Origin of the sequence: Natronomonas salsuginis (assembly GCF_005239135.1) — an archaeon.
Lineage (GTDB): Archaea > Halobacteriota > Halobacteria > Halobacteriales > Haloarculaceae > Natronomonas > Natronomonas salsuginis.
In genome coordinates, this window is sequence record NZ_QKNX01000001.1 from 359,598 (window position 1) to 377,869 (window position 18,272).

Here is an 18,272-nt window from a genome sequence, read left to right on the forward strand (position 1 = left end):
TATAACGCGGCCGAGGGATTCGCGACAGCAGACAGACTTAGGTGCGTCCGGATTCAAGCCCGCTCGATGGGTTCGGGGATCCGCGCTGAGATCCGCGTCGCCGCCGACGGGACCTGCCCGATCGTCGAGGCGTCGTCTGATCTCGGTTCGCCGTCATACACAATCGCGCGCGGCGTCACGGGCGGAGCGCCCGACCGGGTCAACGAGGAGTTCATGCTCGAGAGCGGCGGCGACCCCGAAGCGAGCGTCGAGTTGACCGAAATCTTCGATTACGGCGCGAAGACGATGTACCGATTCAGCCGCGAGCGCGGCCGCGGCTGTCCATGCGAAACCGTCGAGCTGTTCGACTGCCCGATCGTCGACCTCCACGCACGCGACGGCTCGCTGTACCTCGTCTTCCACGCGACCGACATGGAGACGCTTCAGGAGACGATCGTGACGCTCCGGAACCGGTACTCGGCGGTGGACGTGCGACGGCTGCTCCGCAGCGAACACGACGCGCCCGAGGACGATCTGGTGTTGCTCGACCGGAGCCGACTCACCGAACGCCAACGCGAGGTGCTCGAAACCGCGAACTCGATGGGCTATTTCGAGCATCCGAAAGGGGCGAACGCCGGCGAGGTCGCCGACGAACTCGGGATCACCACCTCGACGTTCTCCGAGCACCTGGCGGCGTCCCAGTCGAAGTTGATGGACGCGATTTTGGACATTTAACCGCGATGACATCTCGGCTTACAGCCGCTTCGAAACGTACGGGCCATCCTGATAGTACTCGAGTTTCTCGCGGTAGTACTCTCTGACGCCGATCCCTGAGATGACCGACAGTTTCTCGAAGCCGGCGTCCGCCGCCATCGCCTCGGCCGTTTCGAGCAATCGACGGCCGTAGCCCCGGTGTTGGTGGTCGTCGCCGCTCGCCTCCCCGACGCCGACCTCGCTGCCGTAGACGTGGAGTTCGCGGACCACGGCCGCGCCTTCGAGTTCGGGCCTGATCGGGTCGTCCGTCGGGAGCGGCCCCTCGTCGGGCGAGCCGCCGGGGAACCGGAGCCGACAGAAGCCGATCAGGAGGTCCTGCTCGAAGTCCTCGGCGGAGATGAAGTGTTCCGTCCCGCCGGCGGCCTCGTAGGTGTGTACGTCCAGCTCGACGGTGTCCGGCTCGGCATCGTTCATCCCGACCTCCCGACAGCGGATGCACTCGCACGTCCAGCCGTGTTCCTCCATCCGCTGTCGAGCCAGCTGGCGGAGGTTCGACTTCCAGACGCCCGCGTCGATGAAGTCCGCGGGAATGTCGCGCTGCACCCGCTGGAGCCGGGTGTACCGCGGGATCATCGATTTGATCTCTGCGACGAGTTCCGCGGCCTCCTCGTTCGTGAGCGGCTCGTACTCTCCGCGCCGCCACATGTCGTAGGTGATCGTGTCGCGGACGACGAGCGTCGGATAGATCTTGAGGTAGTCCGGCCGCCAGTCGGCGTTCTCGAAGAGCTCACGGAAGTCCTGCAAACACATCTCCGCCGACATTCCCGGCTGGCCGGGCATCATGTGAAAGCCGACTTTGAACCCGGCGTTACGGAGCCGACGATTCGCGTCGAGCGACGCCTGGATGCCGTGGCCGCGGTGCATCTCACGGTTGACCCGCTCGTAGGTCGTCTGGACGCCGACCTCGACCTTCGTCCCGCCCAGCGCGAGCATCCGGTCGATCTGTTCGGGGTCACACCAGTCGGGCTTCGTCTCGAACGTCGTCCCGATGTTCCGGATCTCGTTCGTCTCGTTTTCGGCGATCACGTCCTCGAGGTACCTGAACTCGGCGTCACTGGGATCCGGCTTGAACGACTCGGATTCGCTCGGTGCCGGCGACGCGTCGAGGTCGTAGTCGTTCATCGCCTCCAGCGCGCGCTTGACGAACCACTCCTGGTAGTCGTGGCTCCGCGCGGTCATCGTCCCGCCCATCAGGATGAGTTCGACCTTGTCGACGGGGTGACCGATCTCCCGAAGCTGGTGGAGCCGAAGCGTTACCTGCCCGTACGGGTCGTAGTCGTTTTGGACGCCCCGCGCCGCCGCCGGCTCGTGGCCCGTGTAGCTCTGCGATGAGGAGAACTCAGAGGCCGGCCCGCCCGGACAGTACAGACACTTGCCGTGCGGGCACGTGTGCGGCGAGGTCATGATCGCGACCGGGGAGACGCCCGACGCCGTCCGGACCGGTTTCCGCTGGAGCACCGATTCGAGCTCCTCGCGGTGCTCGTCGGGCGCGTAGTCGAGCAGTTCGGTGTTCTTCGGCACTTTCGGCGCGGAGTGTTCGCGGCAGGCGTCCATCTTCGCGCTCTCGACGTCGTCGCGGTCGATCTCGCCGGCGAGAATCGACTCGACGAGCGACGCACAGACGCGTTCGAACGCCTCTGACTCCGCGGGATCGACGTCGGTACTCATTCGCTACCGGCACAACGGGGCGCGACGGGAAATGGCTAGCGGTTGTGTTCGACGATTCGGACGGTGAAGGTCACGTCCTCGACGGCGAGGAGGTCCCCGGGACCGACGGGTTCGTCCCGGACCGTCGCCGAGTCGAGGTATCTGAACGCCACATCTGCCCCGGCGTTTCGAAACCGCACGGTCGACACGTCGCGAAGTTGGGGGATCGAGTCCCAGAACATCGGGATCGCGCCGACCGCCTCCGGCACGAGCTCGACGGCGTCCGCCGCGTCGTCCACCCGTTCGAAGACGAGATCCATCTCGGCCCGCAATCCGGTGTCGATTCGGACGACGTCGTCACCGCGGGCGGTCGGCTCCCGTCTCGGGACCATGCGGAACTGCGTTCCGTTGACCTCGAACAGCGCGCCAATCGACTGCGGTTCGCGGTCGCCTCTGCGGCGCACCGACTCGACGCGGACGTATCGCCCCGGCCCCAACACCGACAGTCCGAACACTTGCCGTACGACGTGTCCCCGTCGCCATCGGTCGTTGGGGGCGAGCACGGAGATCTCGCTCCGTCCAGCCTGTGGTGCGTTGATCGGCACCCACCGATGACCGCTGTCTTTCAGCAGCTCCCAGCCGGTTTCGACCACGAGCTCGGCCGTGTTCCCGTTCGTGACGTACATCGACCCGGCCGGATTCTTCGGGGTGAACCGTTCTCTAGAGGGCGCGACGTACGCCGATTCGGATCGGTCGTCGAGCCGGTGAAAGCAGGTAACGCCATCGGGTCCGCGTACGTCCGCACCGAACTGCGACTCGCCGACCGGGATCGCAGCGCCCGCCATACGCGGATCCGAGGGTACCTCGACCGGTGTGACAGTCGGGCGTAGCACGTCCGGCTCCTCGCGACTGCTACAGCCCGCAACGACCGCCGAGACGCCTGCGAGAAACGTTCGACGGTGCATGTCCGCGAATACGAGCGCGAAAGATAAAAGTTCGATCGGTGCCGGCGGTTCGGGGTTACGCCGACGGCGTCGCGATTGCCGCCCCGACAGCTTCGACAGCAACTTCGATGACCACGTCGCGTTCGCCGACGAGGAACTCGATTTTCGGCTCGCGAGCGCCGGGGTCGGCGATGCCGGCGTCCGGTGCCGCCGATTCGAGCTGAGCGACGACCGCGCCGAGATCCAGTTGGCCATTGGTTCGGACGTGGAGTTCGTCGGTGCCGACGCCGATGACCGCAGCCGAGTCGAGCCGACGGGAGAGTTCGTCCAGCAGGAGTCGCGTCGGCGGGAAGTCGTATCGGTGCGTGTACGCGTCCGTGTCGAGGACGGCCACCGAGACGCCGTCGACGGTCCGCTCGTCGAGGTTCGGGACGGCTGTGTCGAGTTCCGCGTCGAGTTTCGTCCCGAACTGTTCGGAGACCTGCGCGGCGAGGCCGGTCCGCTTCTCGAACAGCAGATCGATGATGAGCTCGCGTTTGTCCTCGTAGGACTGATAGTACGCCTCCAGCGCGATCGATTCGCGAAGCTGCTTCGCTGCTTTGGCGTCGACGCCGGCCTCGACGGCGAGTTCGTCGTAGACTGCTGGGGCGTCCGCCCAGTAGCTCACCGCCGGCAGGTGGCGCACGTCATCGCGAACGTCGCCGTTGACCGCCGCGGCGAGGGTGGCGGCGACGGTCGAGGCGGTCCGATCCTCGACCGTGACGAGCGAGTCGACGCGCTCGGCGACCGCTTCGTCGGCGCTGCGTCCGTCGAGGACGACGCGCGGGGCGTCGTAGATGTCCAACAGCTCGAGGCCGTCCGTCGAAGCCGCCGTCGAGCCGGCGGCGGCGAACACGAACAGCGGCAGCGTCTCGCCGTGACGGTCGCGGTCGGAGAGCATGCGCGTCACGTCCTTCGTCGCGTCGTTCATGTCGTAGACGCCGTCCTCGAGCGGTCGGCGGTCGAAGTAGTGATAGACCGCGTCGGCCGTCCCGTGTTCGGCCTCGACGAGCGGGAGGACGGCACGCTCGATCGCCGCCCCGGCGACGTAGCCGTCGGCCGTCGCGTCGTGGCGAACGACGATCGGACGAGACTCGATCACCGCGCGACGGATCTCCGTCGCGGCGGCCTCGGCGTCATCAACGACGGCCGCGATCTCGGGATCGTCCGCGATCGGCTCGAACGGTTCGGGACTCGCGCGGTCCTCGAGGGCGTCGTCGATCCGCGTCTCGACGGTCGACTGTGCCTCGTCGTCGAGCGCGACGAGCGATTCGGTCTCGACCTGGATCTCGCCGCGTCGAAGCTGCACTTCGCCATCCAACCGCACGACATCGTCGACGTCGACGTCCGGGTACGCTCGGACACCGGCTTCGATGAACGCCGCACAGTCGACGATACCGGTTTCGTCGCGGAGTTCGAACACCGTCGGTCCGGACGTCTGTCGGACCGAGGCGAGCGTCCCTTCGAGCCGAACCATCTCGCCGACGCGATCTTCGAGTGAGTCGATTTCGACGCGCTCGATGTCGGCCGCCTCGGCCGCTGCCTCGGCCGCGTCGGAATCAGTCGCCAGCTCCGCCAGTTCGGCGTCGCTCGGGTTGCCGCCGCTTTGCTCGTCGGCGCCGCCCGTCGTCCCCGGCTCTCCGGCCGTGGGTTCGTCGTCGGTGTCGGCATCGGCGTCAGCGTCCGGCTCGGGGTCGGGTTCCGCTTGCGGCTCGTCCTCGTCGTCCTTCTCGGGGAGTTCGTCGCCCTCGGGCGTCTGGACGAGTCGCCCGCGGAAGTCGTCCGGCGACTGTCGGATCGACCAGTTGAGGTCGATGTCGCCGTTGTCGCGAACGTTGTTGACCTGCACACAGACCTCATCGCCAACCTCCCAATCGAGGCTCTCGAGTCGTCGATCGAGCTTGCTTCTGTGGAGCAATCCGGTGACGTGACCGATGTTGACGAACACACCGAAATCGGCGTAGCCGTCGACGCTCCCGAGATAGAAGCGTCCGGGCGTCAGCTGCGACGGTTGGTTTCCAGTGAATTCGAAGACGACGTCCTCTTGGTGGACCTCACAGATCGGTCCGTCGGCGGACGTGCCGCAAATGATACAGTTACCCATTAGCGGAACACAACAGTTGGGGCTTAAAACGGTTGTCGGAATCCACGCGCCCCGCTGTCGGTGGCCTCACCGATCGTTTGCGCCAACGTTTTGGGTCGACTCGATCGTCCGCGGATCCGGTTCGATACTCGCGTACTCGACCATCCGGCGGCCGAGCACTTCCACGCGATCGCGAACGTCCTCGTCGACGATCTCGCCGTTCTCGAAGCAGCGATGGGCTCTCGGGATCGCCACTTGATGCGGGACGACCCACGCGTCGAGCGCGCGACTCACGGCTCGGAGGTGATCGAGCGTCGTCGTCGGGAACGATCCCCCAGCGACGCACAGCAGTCCGACCGTCGTGTCTTCGAACTCGTCGAAGCCGCAGTAATCGAGCGCGTTCTTCAGCGCCGAGGCGTACGAGCCGTGGTAGACGGGGCTCCCGAGGATGATCGAGTCAGCATCGCGGAGCCGCGCTCTGAGTTCGGCCGCGTCGCCCGCCTCGTCGTCGGCGGCGTCGTACACCGGCAACGACACGTCGCGGAGATCGACGAGATCCGTCTCGACCGCTTCGTACGTCGCCGCCTCGTCGAGCGCGTGCCGACACGCCGGCCGGGTGTAGCTGCCGTCACGCAGGCTGCCGACGAGTGCTGCGACCCGTATCTCGGTCATGGGTGATCAGTTCGCGGGTCGGGACAAAGACGTTCACGGTGGCTACTCCTCGTCGTCGTAGTGTTGGCCGAGCGCCGCCGGCAGGCGGGTCCCACCGATGAGCGTCAACACGACGATGACGACGATGAAGGGCAAGACGCCGAACAGCGCGCTCGGGACGTCCAGTTCGGAGATCTGTTGGAGCCGAAGCTGCAGGGAGTCGAAACTGGCGAACAGGAGCGCGCCGCCCAGCGAGGTGATCGGATTGTAGTTGCCGAACAGGTACGCGACGATTCCAAGGAAGCCGCGGCCGTCGATGCTCGTCTGGCCCGCGCCGACGAACCGGCCGAGCTGGCCGAGCGTGAAGCCCGCGCCGCCGATACCGCAGAGAACGCCGGAGAGCAAGACGCCGACGTATCGGGTCCGACTGACGCTCACTCCGGCCGTATCGAGCGCTCTGGGATTCTCGCCGCTGGCTCTGATTCGCCGGCCGAGCCGCGTGTGTCTGAGCACGTACCAACTGACGGGCGTCGCGACGAGCAGCAGATACACCATCGGCGACGCGTCGAACAACACCGGGCCGATTCCGGGAATGTCCGCGAGCAGCGGGATCCGCCACGTCCCGAACGTCTCCACGGACGGGCTGTTGACGCTCTCGAACAGCACGAGCGAGACGAACGGCGCGACGCCGAGGGAGATCAGCCAGATCGCCAGCCCGGCGATGACCTGATCGGCCTCGTACCGGATGACGAAGACGGCGAACACGGCCGCCGCGGCGACGCTCACGAGGATGCCCGCGAGGAACGCGGTCCAAAGCGCCGCGGTCGTCCCGACGCCCGCCTCGGCGAGCCCGTGGAACGCGACGACGCTGCTCAGCGCAGAGAGCACGAGAAATCCCTCGATACCGATGTTGATGACGCCGGATTTCTCGGCGAAGATGCCGCCGAGCGCCGCGAAGCCGATCGGCACGCTGACGCGGAGGACGGCGCTGGCGTAACTCGTCGTGAGCAGCGCGTCAAACACCTGTGCTGTCACCGAGCCCGCCGGTGCGAGGAACTGTCCGACGAACAGCGCCCCGATCGCCGCGACGACCAGCAGTCCCCACTTGAGCGTCGTTCGGCCGAGAACGCTCATCGGTCCGCCCCCTCGTTCCGAAGGTCGACCGTTCCGCGTCGGTCGAGGTGGCTACCGAGCATCCGGAACAGTTCCGGCGTCGCGACGAAGAGGATAATCAGTCCCTGCAACACGCCGATGAGCTCACCGGGCACGTCGAGTTGGAACTCGATGGCCTGACTGCCGCTGTCGAGCGCGCCGAACAGCAGTCCAGCCGGTATCAGCCCGATCGGGTTGTTTCCGGCGAGGATCGAGACGGCGATCCCGTCGAACCCCACCGACGGCGCGCCGCTTTGCCACCGGCCGAGCACCATCAGAATAAAGATCGCACCACCGAGTCCGGCGATCACGCCGGCGAGCGTCATCGAAAACAGCGTGGTGAACCGCTCGCTGACGCCGCCGAAGGCGGCCGCCTTTGGCTGCGTCCCGACCGACTGAATGTCGTAGCCGATCGTCGTCCGCGTGAGTAAGTAGAAGAACAGCCCCACGACGACGAGCGCGAGGACGAAGACCGGCAGCGAAAACTCGCTTCCCTGTGGGAACACCCGCGGGTCGAGCGTCGCCACGTCCGGGATCGATTCGGTCGCGGTTCCCTGCACCGTCTCGTCGTTGAAATATCGGTCGACGAGGACGAACGCGACCGCCGTCGCGATGAAGTTCAAAAGCAGCGTCGTGATGACCTCGTTGGTGTCGTACTGGACCTTCAAGAATCCCGGCAAGAGGCCGTACAGTCCTCCGACGACACAGCCGGCCAGTACCCCAGCGGAAACGAGCAGCGCGCCCCCGGCGACGCCCGTCGGTGCCAACGGGGCGAGCGCGAGGACGACGACGGTCGTCGCCAGCGATCCGAGGACGAACTGCCCCTGCGCTCCGATGTTGAAGAGGCCGCCCTTGTACGCGATGGCGAAGCTCAATCCGGTGCACAAAAGCAGCGTCGTGCGCTGAAGCGTGGCGGCGACGTTGTAGGAGTTCCCGAACGCGCCACCGATCAACACGGTGTACACCTCGATCGGATCGTAGCAAAACTGCACGCCGAAGACGACGAGCTTCGGCGACGAACAGGCGGCCATCGACCCCGCGGCCAGGATGATCCCCATCCCGACGACGATGGCCGCGACGACGGCGGCCAGACTCAGCAGTATTCGCTCGCTCGCCGAGAGTCCGAGCAACGCATCGAACAGGCGCTCGAGGCGGTCCCAGACGGACGTCACGAGGTGTTCACCGTCCTTTCGGGTCGTTCGCCGGCCATCAGCAGTCCAAGCCGCTCTTCGGTGACCGAGTCCGGCCTGACCACGTCGACGAACGAGCCGTCGTGGATGACGCCGATCCGGTCCGAGAGGCCGGTCACTTCGTCAAGCGACGCCGAGACGAGCAAGATTGCGACGCCGCGTTCTCGCATCTCCAAGAGCTGTTCGTGGATGAATTCCATGCTTCCGATGTCGACGCCGCGCGTGGGATGGGCCGCGACTACGATGTCCGGATCGCGGGCAAACTCACGTCCGACGACGAACTTCTGTTGATTTCCCCCAGACAGCGACCGCGCGATCGCGGTCGGGTCCGGCGGTCGAACGTCGTAGGTGCGGATGATCTCCTCAGTGTGCGATCTGGCCGCGTCCCAGTCGATCCGCCGCCCGTCGCTGAACGCCGACCGACGCTGGCTCCCGAGCACCGCGTTTTTCACCAGGTCGAAATCGAGGACGAGCGCCCGTTCTTGCCGTTCGCCCGGGATATACGACAGTCCGCGCGCCATGCGCGTTCGACGCGAGTCGTTCGTGACATCGTCGCCGTCGAACTCGATCGTGCCGGCTGCGACGTCCTGCAGCCCCGTGATCGCCTCGACGAGCTCCGTTTGACCGTTGCCGTCCACGCCGGCGATCCCAAGGATCTCCCCGGCATGCACAGAGAGATCGAGGTTCGTTACCTTCTCGATCCCGCGCTCGTTTTCGACGGTCAGATTCGACACCGAGAGCCGCTCGTTCCCCTTCGACGTCTGGCGCGGTTCGACGTCCAACAGGACGTCCCGGCCGACCATCTTCTGTGCGAGGGCCTCCTCGTTCGTTTCGTCGGCGGCGACCGTCTCGACGTTCCTGCCCTCGCGAAGGACGGTGACCTCGTCGGCCGCGCTCAGCGCCTCGTCGAGCTTGTGGGTGATGAAGATTATCGTCTTGCCCTGTGCGGTCAGCTCTTCGAAGATCCGGAACAGGTCGGTCGCCTCCTGCGGCGTCAACACGGCCGTCGGCTCGTCGAAGATGAACACGTCCGCCCCGCGGTACAGCGTCTTGATGACTTCGACGCGCTGTTGGACGCCGACGCTCAACTCCTGGATCGGCGTGCGTACCACGTCCCCGAGGTCGAACCCGTAGCGCTCGTTCAGCGCTCGAATCTCCGACTCGACGCGGTCGTCGTCGACCGCGACCCCGCCGTACTTGACCGGTTCCCAGCCCAGCGCGACGTTTTCGAGGACCGTCATCGGATCCACGAGCGTGAAGTGTTGGTGAATCATCCCGACGCCGTGCTCGATGGCGTCCTGCGGCGAGTCGAACGCCACCGGGTCGCCGTCGACGCGGATCGTCCCGTCAGTCGGCTCGTAGAGCCCGTACAGGACGTTCATTAGCGTCGTCTTTCCCGCACCGTTCTCACCGAGCAGCGCGTGCACCGTGCCCTTCTCGACCGCGAGGTCGACCCCGTCGTTAGCGAGGACGCCTCCCGGAAACCGCTTGGTTATGTTTTGTAAATGGACTGCCTTGGTCATGCGGAGCATTGTATGCCGGTCTGGACCGCCGGTTTCTCACCTGTGGGGTCGACCCCGAGGCGTCGACCCTGCCTACGGCTATGCCGAAACGTCGATCTCGCCGTTGGCGATCGCTTCCTTGGTGGCCGCCGCCTCGTCTTTGATCTCCTGTGGGATCTCGTCGCCGATCTCGACACCCCACGGGAGGTCGAAGCCGCCCTCGCCGGCACCGAGCTCGAGCGTTCGACCGCCCTCGAACTCACCTTCGACGACGCGTTCGACAGCGCGAACGACGCTCGCGTCGACGCCCTTGATGATGCTTCCGAGTATGACGTCCGCGAACTCCGAGGCCGTCTCGGACTGTCGACTGTCGGCTCCGAAGGCGAATCGACCGCGGTTCTGGCAGGCCTGGAACATGCCAGAGCCGCCGGCTCCAGCCCCGTGAAGCAGTACGTCCGCGCCGTTGTCGATCATCGAGATCGCCGCTTCCTCGACCGCGCCCGGGTTGGCGAATCCGCCGACGTAGCTGCTCAGGACCTCGAACTCCTCGTCAACGCTCTGTGCGCCGGCGCGAAAGCCCGCTTCGAACGCCTGCACGACAGGCACTTCGACGCCACCGATAAACCCGAGCGTCTTGTTCTCGGGATCGGTCTCGGCGCCACCGGCGGAGAACTCCTGCTGTGAGAGCTTCGCCGCGGCCTCGCCAGCCATATACGCGCCCTGCTCTTCGGCGTACACCCAGCTTTCGACGTTGGGTGCGTCGATCGAATCGTCGAGAAGCGCCCACTTCTGATCGGAATACTGCGCCGCGTTCTCTTCGAGATCCGAGACATGCTCGAAGCCGAGACAGATGATGAGATCGTAGTTGGGATCGCTCGATCGTGCGAACTGCTGCTGATAGGATCCGAAGTCGCCGCTGTCCTGCGGCCCCGCGTCCTGGAAACTGATACCGAACTCGTCGACCGCTTCGTTGATGCCGCGATTCGCGGCGTCGCTGAACGACTGATCGCCGGTCCCGCCGAGGGCGTAGATCATCCCGACGTTGACGTCGGAGCCCGATCCCGACGCGTCGTCCCCATTGCCGTTGCCGCCGTTCCCATTTCCGTTGCCGCCGCCATTTCCACCGTTTCCGTTCCCGTTTCCATTGCCGCCGTTTCCGTTGCCGCCGCCGTTACCTGTACAACCCGCGACACCGGCTGTCAATCCGATCGCGCTCGTTTTGAGCACGTTACGCCGTGAAACCATGCCGAATGGCACCCATCGGACGCTGATATAATTTATCACTTAGGGGCGTCAGAACCGCGGAGAGCGTTAGAAACTGCTGTCAGGGTGTTCCCACTCCTCACCGTAGGCGCGCTGGCTCTCGATCATCTTCTCCGTCGAGAGGCCGAGCGTCTCCAGCTTCATGCTCGCGACCTCGCGGTCGAGGCGGTCCGGAATGTTGTACAGCCCCGGCTCCAACTCGGGATCGTCGACGAGCATGTCGTAGGCCGCCACGAACATCATCGCAAACGTGGTGTCCATCACCTCTGCCGGGTGTCCCTGGCTATACGGTCCGGTCAAGTTGACGAGTCGCCCTTCGGCGAGTAGGTTCAGCCGACGGCCGTCGGGCATGTGGTATCTGGTCACGCCCTCCTTCGGCGTCGTCGTTTTCTCGGCCAGTTCCTCCAGCCCGTCCAGATCGAGTTCGACGTCGAAGTGCCCGGAGTTGGCGAGGATGACGCCGTCGTCCATCCGCTCGAAGTGCTCGGCGCGGATGACGTCTCGGTTGCCCGTGGCGGAGATGAACAGGTCGCCGGCCTCGGCCGCCTCGTCCATGTCCATCACGCGGTGGCCGTTCATGTGCGCCTGCAGCGCCTTGCGCGGATCGACCTCGGTGACGATCGTCTTTCCGCCGAGTTCGCGGGCCTTGTTCGCGATGCCGCGGCCGCAGTAGCCGTATCCGCAGACGACGATGTCCTTGCCGGCGATGATGGAGTTCGACGTAATCGCGATGTTCGTCAGCGAGGACTCGCCGGTCCCGTGGACGTTGTCGAAGAAGTGCTTCATTGGCGTGTCGTTGACGCCGTACACCGGAAACTGGAGGACGTCCTCGGCTTCCATCGCTTCGAGACGGGTGATTCCGGCGGTCGTCTGCTCACCGCCGCCGATGACGTTCGCGGCCACGTCCGGGTGTTCGGCGTGGACCTTCGCGATGAGTTCGCAGCCGTCGTCGAGGATGAAGTCCGGCTCCTCCTCCAGCAGTTCGTGCTGGGCGTTGTCGAACTCGTCGTCGGTCATGCCCTCCCACGCGAAAGCGGTGATCCCCTCTCTGGCGTCAAGGGCGTCGACGACGGGGCCGTGGGTGCTCTGCGGTTCGCTCGGTGCGAACAGCACGTCCGCGCCCGCCTCGTGGAGCGTTTCGATGGCGACACCGGATTTCGTCTCCAGGTGTGACGCGAACGCGATCGTGTAGCCGTCGAGCGGGGTCGTCTCGCCGTACTCCGCTTGATACGCGGCGAGAATGGGGGTGTAATCGCGCGCCCAGGACAGCGGATCGTCCTCGTCTGTTTGTGCCATAGGCGTAGCTTTCGGCAGATCGGATTAAAGACTCCGCATTCGGTCGTCGACGGTGCGTCGGTGAGTCGGCCGACTTTTTATCGGGGGCGTCGACGGATCTGCATATGGACATCATCGTCACCGGCGGTCGTGGGACGACCGGCCGCTGGATCGTCGATCGTCTCGCCGACGAGCATCGGGTCGTCTGTCTCGATCGATCGCCCCCCGACGGAGACGGCCACTCGGACGTCGAGTACTATGCGCTCGACCTCACCGACGCCGGGAGCGTCCTCGACGTGATGACCGATATCGACCCCGATACGGTCGTCCACTGGGCGGCGATCCCCGTCGCGGGCACACACCCCGGCGTCGACCTCTACCGGAACAACACCCTCGCGGCGCACTCGGTTCTCACGGCATCGGGCCGCGTCGGCGCGCGAGTCGTGCAAGCCTCCTCCGACGGCGCGTACGGGTTCTTCTTCGCCGAGGAGACGCCCGTGCCCGACTCGATCCCCGTCCCGGAAGCGCACGCATGCCGTCCCGAAGATCCGTACGGACTCTCGAAGGTCGTCACGGAGGAGATCGGCGAAACGATCGCCCGACGCGACGGCGTTTCGATCGCGTCGCTTCGCCCCACGTGGATCCAAGAGCCCGGCGCGTACCCCTGTAGAGACGACTCGTACGTCTCGGATCGGTCGGCCGGGGCCGGGAACTTCTGGTCGTACGTCGACGTTCGCGACGTGGTCGACATGGTCGTGGCCGCGCTCGCCGCCGACATCGACGGTCACGAGGCGTTCAACTGCGCGGCCGCGGACAACGCCCTTGGCGAAACCCTCGCCGAGCTCGTGGAGGAGTATTACGGGAGTCTACCGGACGACTGCGGCGTCGTCGGCGATGCGTCCGTGTACGACACGTCGAAAGCCGAGCGATTGCTCGATTGGACGCCGACGCACTCGTGGCGCGACGCGGCCGAGGAGGAAATCGACCCGCCGACCGTGTGAGCGACCGGGCCCGCGTGCTGAGTGCAGCGGATGTGTTTATCGAATCGAGGCCGCATCGGGACGCCGCTCCGCCGGTGGCCGATCCGGCGGTCTCCCGCGCCACCGGCAGCGGGGAGTTACATGCTCCGCTCACGGTGTCGTTGGAAAAGCGCAGCGTGTTTCTCGTACCCAGGGATCGACAGCTCCGGGATCGCAACGGCGTCACTCCCGGAGACGAGCGGCGGTTTCCTCGCCGGCCTCGACAACGTCGATTAACCCGTCCTCAGCCAGATCTGACAGTAACTCACGGAGCCACTCTCGACCGTGGGTACCGTCCGGAGAGTAGTCCACGCGGATCCGGTGGCCCAACTCGTCGATTCCGATCTCATCGCACTCGCCGAGCGTTCGCACGATCCGTCCACGGAACTGCCGACGGCTTCCCTCGAAACTCGGCTGTGTGGGTGCGTCCGGCGCAGTGAAGTCGCCGGTCTGGTAGGCGTGACACCACTCGCGCCACGGACAGCCCGCAGCGTCGCATTTCGGTCTCTTCTTACAGGCGACACCGCCGAGTTCCATAATCGCGTTGTTCCAGATTCGGGACTCTCCAGGCAGCATGAGGGCGTTCGCAACGGATTCGTAGTCAGGATCGTCCGCATTATGGATTTCCGAAAATGACCGATACAACACCCGCTTGACGTTCGTGTCGACGACCGCGTCGCCGTCGTTGAACGCGAAGGAGGCCACCGCGTTCGCGGTGTAGGGGCCGACGCCCATCAGCTCCTGCAACTCGGTCGGCGTCCTTGGGAACGCCCCGTCGTACTCCTCGACCACCTGTTGCGCCGCCTCGTGGAGGTACTTCGCGCGATTGTTGTAGCCGAGCGAGTGGCTCGTCCAGAAGCCTACGACATCGGCTCTGTCCGCGGCGGCCAGCGCCTCGGGGGTCGGCCACTCCTCGACGAACTCGCGCCACGGTTCGATTACCCGATCGAGTTGGGTCTGTTGGCTCATCACCTCCGAAACGAGGATCCGGTACGGGTCGTCCGTCTCGCGCCACGGGTACGTCCGGTGGTCGGCTTCGTACCACTCGACGAGCGTCTCTCGGATCGCATCGAGGTCGTCCGGGCGAGTCCAGTCCGTAGCGTCGGCCATCGAGCCGTGGTAGGTGTGTCTCTGGCTTGTGTGTGGCGATCCGACAGCGGTCGATCGCGAGGACGTCTCAGATCACGAGCGTGACGGCGTCCGAGATCGCCGCGACGACGGTCTCCCAGACCGAGACGTCCATCGTCATGGCCAACACCGTGTCCGCGCCGAAGAACAGAAACATCGCCGCGCCCGCAACGTGCGCTTTCCGCACGTCGAAGCGGCCGGCGAACCGATGGAAGAAGAACGCGTTCGCAAGGCTCACGGGAATGATCGCGAGCATCTCGCCGAGCCAGATGGCCGATCCGGCCGAGTATTGTGCGGCGAGCCCGATCGTGACGAGTTGGGTCTTGTCACCGAACTCGCCCGCGGCCATCATCGCGAAGATCGGCAGGAACGTCCCGAACCGATCGGGTATCTCACGACCGAGGACGGAGATCTCGCCGTCCACGCCCGGGAGTCCGCCGTCGGTCGTGGTCCCGTCGTCGTTTCGCTCTGGCATCGATCGCCACAGCAGGACGCCGAAGAGAAAGAACAGCCCGGCGGTGATCCCGTCGAGGACGAGCGGCGAAAGCACGCGTTGGAGTGTCTGGCCGAACCAGACTTCGAGGGCGGTCCAGCCCGCGAAGGCGCTCGCCGCCGCGGCGACGACGACGAGCGGATTGTATCGCGTCGAGAGTCCGGCGATGATAAACTGCACCTTCTCGCCGGGCAGCACCGCCAACTGGGCGACGAACGCGATGACGAGTACCTCGAACCATTCGGTCATCGCTCGGTCACCGCCATCGATCCCCCCGCGACTCGACAGCCCTCATCACGCAGGAGTTATCGAGTCCGACGCTTAAGCGTTCATTTCCGTCGCCGCGGTCGAGCGGAACGAAACCCACTTCCGCGCGCCCGACCCACCCGCGGGTATGGGACTCGACGAACTCTCCGACGATATCGACGCGACGTACGCCGACCTCGGCGAGGAGCTCTCGGTGGCACTCGACACCGAAACGCGGAACGAACTGGCGATGCTCGAAAGTGTCTACGATCCAGACGAGACGGACGAACTCGTCCGACGCGCGATCCACATGCTGTTCCAGACCGCCGTCGACACCGGCAATCTCGACTTTCACCTTCGAAGCGGCTACGACGTAACGTACGACGAGTATTTAATGGGCATGACGATGGATACTTACAACGAACAACCACAGCAACAACAATACCCTCCCCAAGACGATAACGCTCGCCGATATCAATTTTGAATCCGGGTGTGGAGGTTCGGAGAGATTAGTGAACAGAAACAACAACCGCTGACTACACCAGTGTAAAACTCAACGGGGGTGTTTTACGGCATTTTACAGGGGTGTAAAACGAAAAACCACAACAGTGCGATACAATCAAGCCACCACTTTACGCATTTTACACTTCTGTGTTGGAGGGGTATGTGTTGCAGGTGCGTGTTCCCGCGCGTGCCAGAGATGCCTCTGCCACAAGAGCGTAAAATCCGTAAACCGGTACACTAATCCCTTGATACCGTGGGTTAGAGCGGTTGAGAAATTCGAATAGCGTTTTACACCCCCATGTAAAACGGGTGTAAAATGCGTAAACCGATTTACGCCAGTCGCCCCAGATAGCCATCATAGTATCAATGGATTCATCTAGCTGTTCAATCATAATTTCGTAGTCGGTGTGGCTGTGGGTCGTATGGTTTGAAAAAGCCGAATTCACCGCGTTTGGCTCAAATCAGCGGTGCTTATTTGTTCTTTATCACACACTTATCTGTTGATTAGTATTCCAACTGTGTAAGTGTTAGTCCAGTGGCGGGAAGAAATGGAGACCGAAAACCGCGCGCGAATCACTAGAATCGCCGGATGGGTATCTGGATCGGTTGCCGGAGAGCGACTATTACGAAGGGAAGCAGGCCGAAGCCGAGTGCATGGCGATTGAACAGGGCTACCACCCGGACGACGGGCCGGCTGCCGAGGGCGATACGTCGAATGGAACGATCAACCCGCTGTAGGCGCACTTAGCAGAACATCGAAGTCACGAGGAACAAGCATCAGTATCGACTGAACAAATTTCTCGACTTCACCGAGGAGCAAGAGTTGAACGACGTTTCCGAACTCACCGGAATGCACGTCGAACAATTCAGACAGACGCTTGGCGCGAGAGGGTGGAATCCCTTGCGCAAGTGTCGGATAGCTCAGAGTGGTGCTTCTCGTGCGATTTGTAGCATACAAACTACCTCGATCGGCTGTCTCCTATTTAGATCATATATCCATCTTCGTTAGCCAATTGTTTGTTATAAAACATTAAATTTCATAATGGTTAGCTCAGATTCAGCAACATTGTCTGATCCTCAGCGTTGTGTTTGAGTTGTAATCGAACAAAGATGTGTATAAAAGAACTATGTTCAGCGTGGTTCTAGTGGCACAGGTTTGCCACATAAGGCATTTTAATCAAGAACTTGGTAGAGATTGTGTAAGATGGTGTGAATTAGTCATCAGAATTAAAATGGCCATATCAACACACAATATGAATTTAAAACGATTTGAGCCTATGTGTGGTTATAGTATTAAATAATAAATAACAGCAAAAAGACCAACTACAATAACACCAATAATTACAGTAGCTTGTATAATCGCGAGAACCGCTTCCCCCGAACCCATAGACCCGTCTCCTGTTAGTGAATTGTATCCCTCTATCCCCCGTACAATTGTTTTGGCGACCTCTTCAATCCCATCACTGTCATCAAGGCCACCTGCTGAGCCCGCAGTCTTGTCAGATAAATAACTGTCTGCTGCCTTACCCTCGCCGTAATTCGATTTGGATTTATGAATAAACTTTACTGGTGCAGAATTTGGATCCATTCCCATGTTTGATCCATTTTCATAATCATTTTTTAATTTCCTCCAACCATCCATATCATCAATTCCACATGCAAGGGCAATTACGTGGGTATACTCTTTTTTATATTCCTCAATCTGTCCACGCAGTTTCTTTGTCTGGCTATTATTGAGATCGCGCTTTAGCTCAATACCAATTGACCCATTAACGACCACATCTCCATTGACGTTGCCATGTTCACGTTCTACAATAATATCGTTTTTTTCTGCAAACATCATGGAACTACCTTCGTTTAATCGCTGATCTAAATACTCCTGTAACTCGTTTTGAAACTTAGACTCGTGGCCATATGCCTTTGAAGGATTCCAGTGTTCGATTGCTGATGCGACCTTACGTGCAAGCTGCTGATTATTCCCTAGTGACATCTATTTATATATGTTTATAAACTCTCAAATGCTTATCTTAATAATATTTACACTTTTGCCCCGAACGGGGGGTCTAATTCCCCCGCTATTGCCCCGTTATTGTCCTTTTATACACACAGACGGCTAAATGTTCGGCTAGTAAAATCCGAACCTGATATGGAATCAATACACAGCGAGAAAGAATTTATAATAGGTTAGTCGTCTTGATTATCAATTGCCTCTTTTTCTCTTTCACGGGCATTATCTCCGTATTCTAAAACGAAATCCCAAAGCAGGTCATACGGTTCATCCGCATTACCTCTAGGATCTATCGGCGAAAGTATTGATTGCACGACCGTGAATTCTGTTCCCCGGTCCCCTTTCGGATCGTCGTTCCCCGCGAACTTCTACTTC

At 62.5% G+C, this 18,272-nt stretch carries 16 protein-coding genes; 4 read left to right on the forward strand and 12 right to left on the reverse strand.

What is annotated here, in order from left to right:
• The first annotated feature begins 66 nt into the window (after positions 1-66).
• The gene (locus DM868_RS02110) at positions 67-714 is read left to right on the forward strand and encodes a helix-turn-helix domain-containing protein (RefSeq protein ID WP_137275201.1); all 648 of its coding nucleotides are present in this window, start codon (positions 67-69) and stop codon (positions 712-714) included.
• A gap of 18 nt (positions 715-732) precedes the next feature.
• Here DM868_RS02110 and DM868_RS02115 read toward each other — a convergent pair whose 3' ends face one another.
• The 9 genes from DM868_RS02115 to DM868_RS02155 form a co-directional block, all read right to left on the reverse strand.
• Entirely contained in the window at positions 733-2,421 is a 1,689-nt protein-coding gene (locus DM868_RS02115; protein WP_137275202.1) for a tRNA uridine(34) 5-carboxymethylaminomethyl modification radical SAM/GNAT enzyme Elp3, read from the reverse strand.
• A gap of 35 nt (positions 2,422-2,456) precedes the next feature.
• A complete protein-coding gene (locus DM868_RS02120) occupies positions 2,457-3,365 on the reverse strand; it encodes a hypothetical protein (protein WP_137275203.1) in 909 nt (302 codons plus the stop codon).
• A 55-nt stretch (positions 3,366-3,420) separates the two neighbouring features.
• Positions 3,421-5,487, reverse strand: coding sequence for an OB-fold nucleic acid binding domain-containing protein (locus tag DM868_RS02125; protein WP_137275204.1), 2,067 nt, complete (start codon positions 5,485-5,487; stop codon positions 3,421-3,423).
• Between the two features lie 66 nt (positions 5,488-5,553).
• The gene (locus tag DM868_RS02130; RefSeq protein WP_137275205.1) at positions 5,554-6,138 is read right to left on the reverse strand and encodes an NADPH-dependent FMN reductase; all 585 of its coding nucleotides are present in this window, start codon (positions 6,136-6,138) and stop codon (positions 5,554-5,556) included.
• 42 nt (positions 6,139-6,180) lie between these two features.
• Complete coding sequence (locus DM868_RS02135) at positions 6,181-7,251, reverse strand: ABC transporter permease (protein WP_137275206.1); 1,071 nt, start codon at positions 7,249-7,251, stop codon at positions 6,181-6,183.
• Positions 7,248-8,441 carry an ABC transporter permease gene (locus DM868_RS02140; protein WP_137275207.1) on the reverse strand — a complete coding sequence of 398 codons (1,194 nt, stop codon included), beginning with the start codon at positions 8,439-8,441 and terminating at the stop codon, positions 7,248-7,250. The genes DM868_RS02135 and DM868_RS02140 overlap by 4 nt, the downstream gene beginning before the upstream one ends.
• A complete protein-coding gene (locus tag DM868_RS02145) occupies positions 8,438-9,982 on the reverse strand; it encodes an ABC transporter ATP-binding protein (RefSeq protein WP_137275697.1) in 1,545 nt (514 codons plus the stop codon). Before DM868_RS02145 ends, DM868_RS02140 begins: the two co-directional genes overlap by 4 nt.
• Before the next feature lie 78 nt (positions 9,983-10,060).
• On the reverse strand, positions 10,061-11,206 hold the full coding sequence (locus tag DM868_RS02150; protein ID WP_137275208.1) for a BMP family lipoprotein: 1,146 nt from the start codon (positions 11,204-11,206) through the stop codon (positions 10,061-10,063).
• A 66-nt stretch (positions 11,207-11,272) separates the two neighbouring features.
• Positions 11,273-12,520, reverse strand: a complete 1,248-nt coding sequence (locus tag DM868_RS02155) for an adenosylhomocysteinase (RefSeq protein ID WP_137275209.1) — start codon at positions 12,518-12,520, stop codon at positions 11,273-11,275.
• A 104-nt stretch (positions 12,521-12,624) separates the two neighbouring features.
• Here DM868_RS02155 and DM868_RS02160 point away from each other — a divergent pair, with 104 nt between their 5' ends.
• Positions 12,625-13,500, forward strand: a complete 876-nt coding sequence (locus tag DM868_RS02160; RefSeq protein ID WP_137275210.1) for an NAD-dependent epimerase/dehydratase family protein — start codon at positions 12,625-12,627, stop codon at positions 13,498-13,500.
• 201 nt (positions 13,501-13,701) lie between these two features.
• On the opposite strand, the gene DM868_RS02165 is transcribed toward DM868_RS02160, so the two are convergent.
• Positions 13,702-14,628, reverse strand: coding sequence for an A/G-specific adenine glycosylase (locus DM868_RS02165; RefSeq protein WP_137275211.1), 927 nt, complete (start codon positions 14,626-14,628; stop codon positions 13,702-13,704).
• A 67-nt stretch (positions 14,629-14,695) separates the two neighbouring features.
• The gene (locus DM868_RS02170) at positions 14,696-15,388 is read right to left on the reverse strand and encodes a TMEM165/GDT1 family protein (protein WP_137275212.1); all 693 of its coding nucleotides are present in this window, start codon (positions 15,386-15,388) and stop codon (positions 14,696-14,698) included.
• A 145-nt stretch (positions 15,389-15,533) separates the two neighbouring features.
• On the opposite strand from DM868_RS02170, the gene DM868_RS02175 reads away from it, so the two are divergent.
• Complete coding sequence (locus DM868_RS02175) at positions 15,534-15,869, forward strand: hypothetical protein (RefSeq protein ID WP_137275213.1); 336 nt, start codon at positions 15,534-15,536, stop codon at positions 15,867-15,869.
• A gap of 626 nt (positions 15,870-16,495) precedes the next feature.
• Positions 16,496-16,627: a hypothetical protein gene (locus DM868_RS15605; RefSeq protein ID WP_281280667.1), complete on the forward strand. Its 132-nt coding sequence runs from the start codon at positions 16,496-16,498 to the stop codon at positions 16,625-16,627.
• Positions 16,628-17,174: 547 nt separating this feature from the next.
• On the opposite strand, the gene DM868_RS02180 is transcribed toward DM868_RS15605, so the two are convergent.
• On the reverse strand, positions 17,175-17,879 hold the full coding sequence (locus DM868_RS02180; RefSeq protein ID WP_137275214.1) for a hypothetical protein: 705 nt from the start codon (positions 17,877-17,879) through the stop codon (positions 17,175-17,177).
• Between the last annotated feature and the right edge of the window lie 393 nt (positions 17,880-18,272).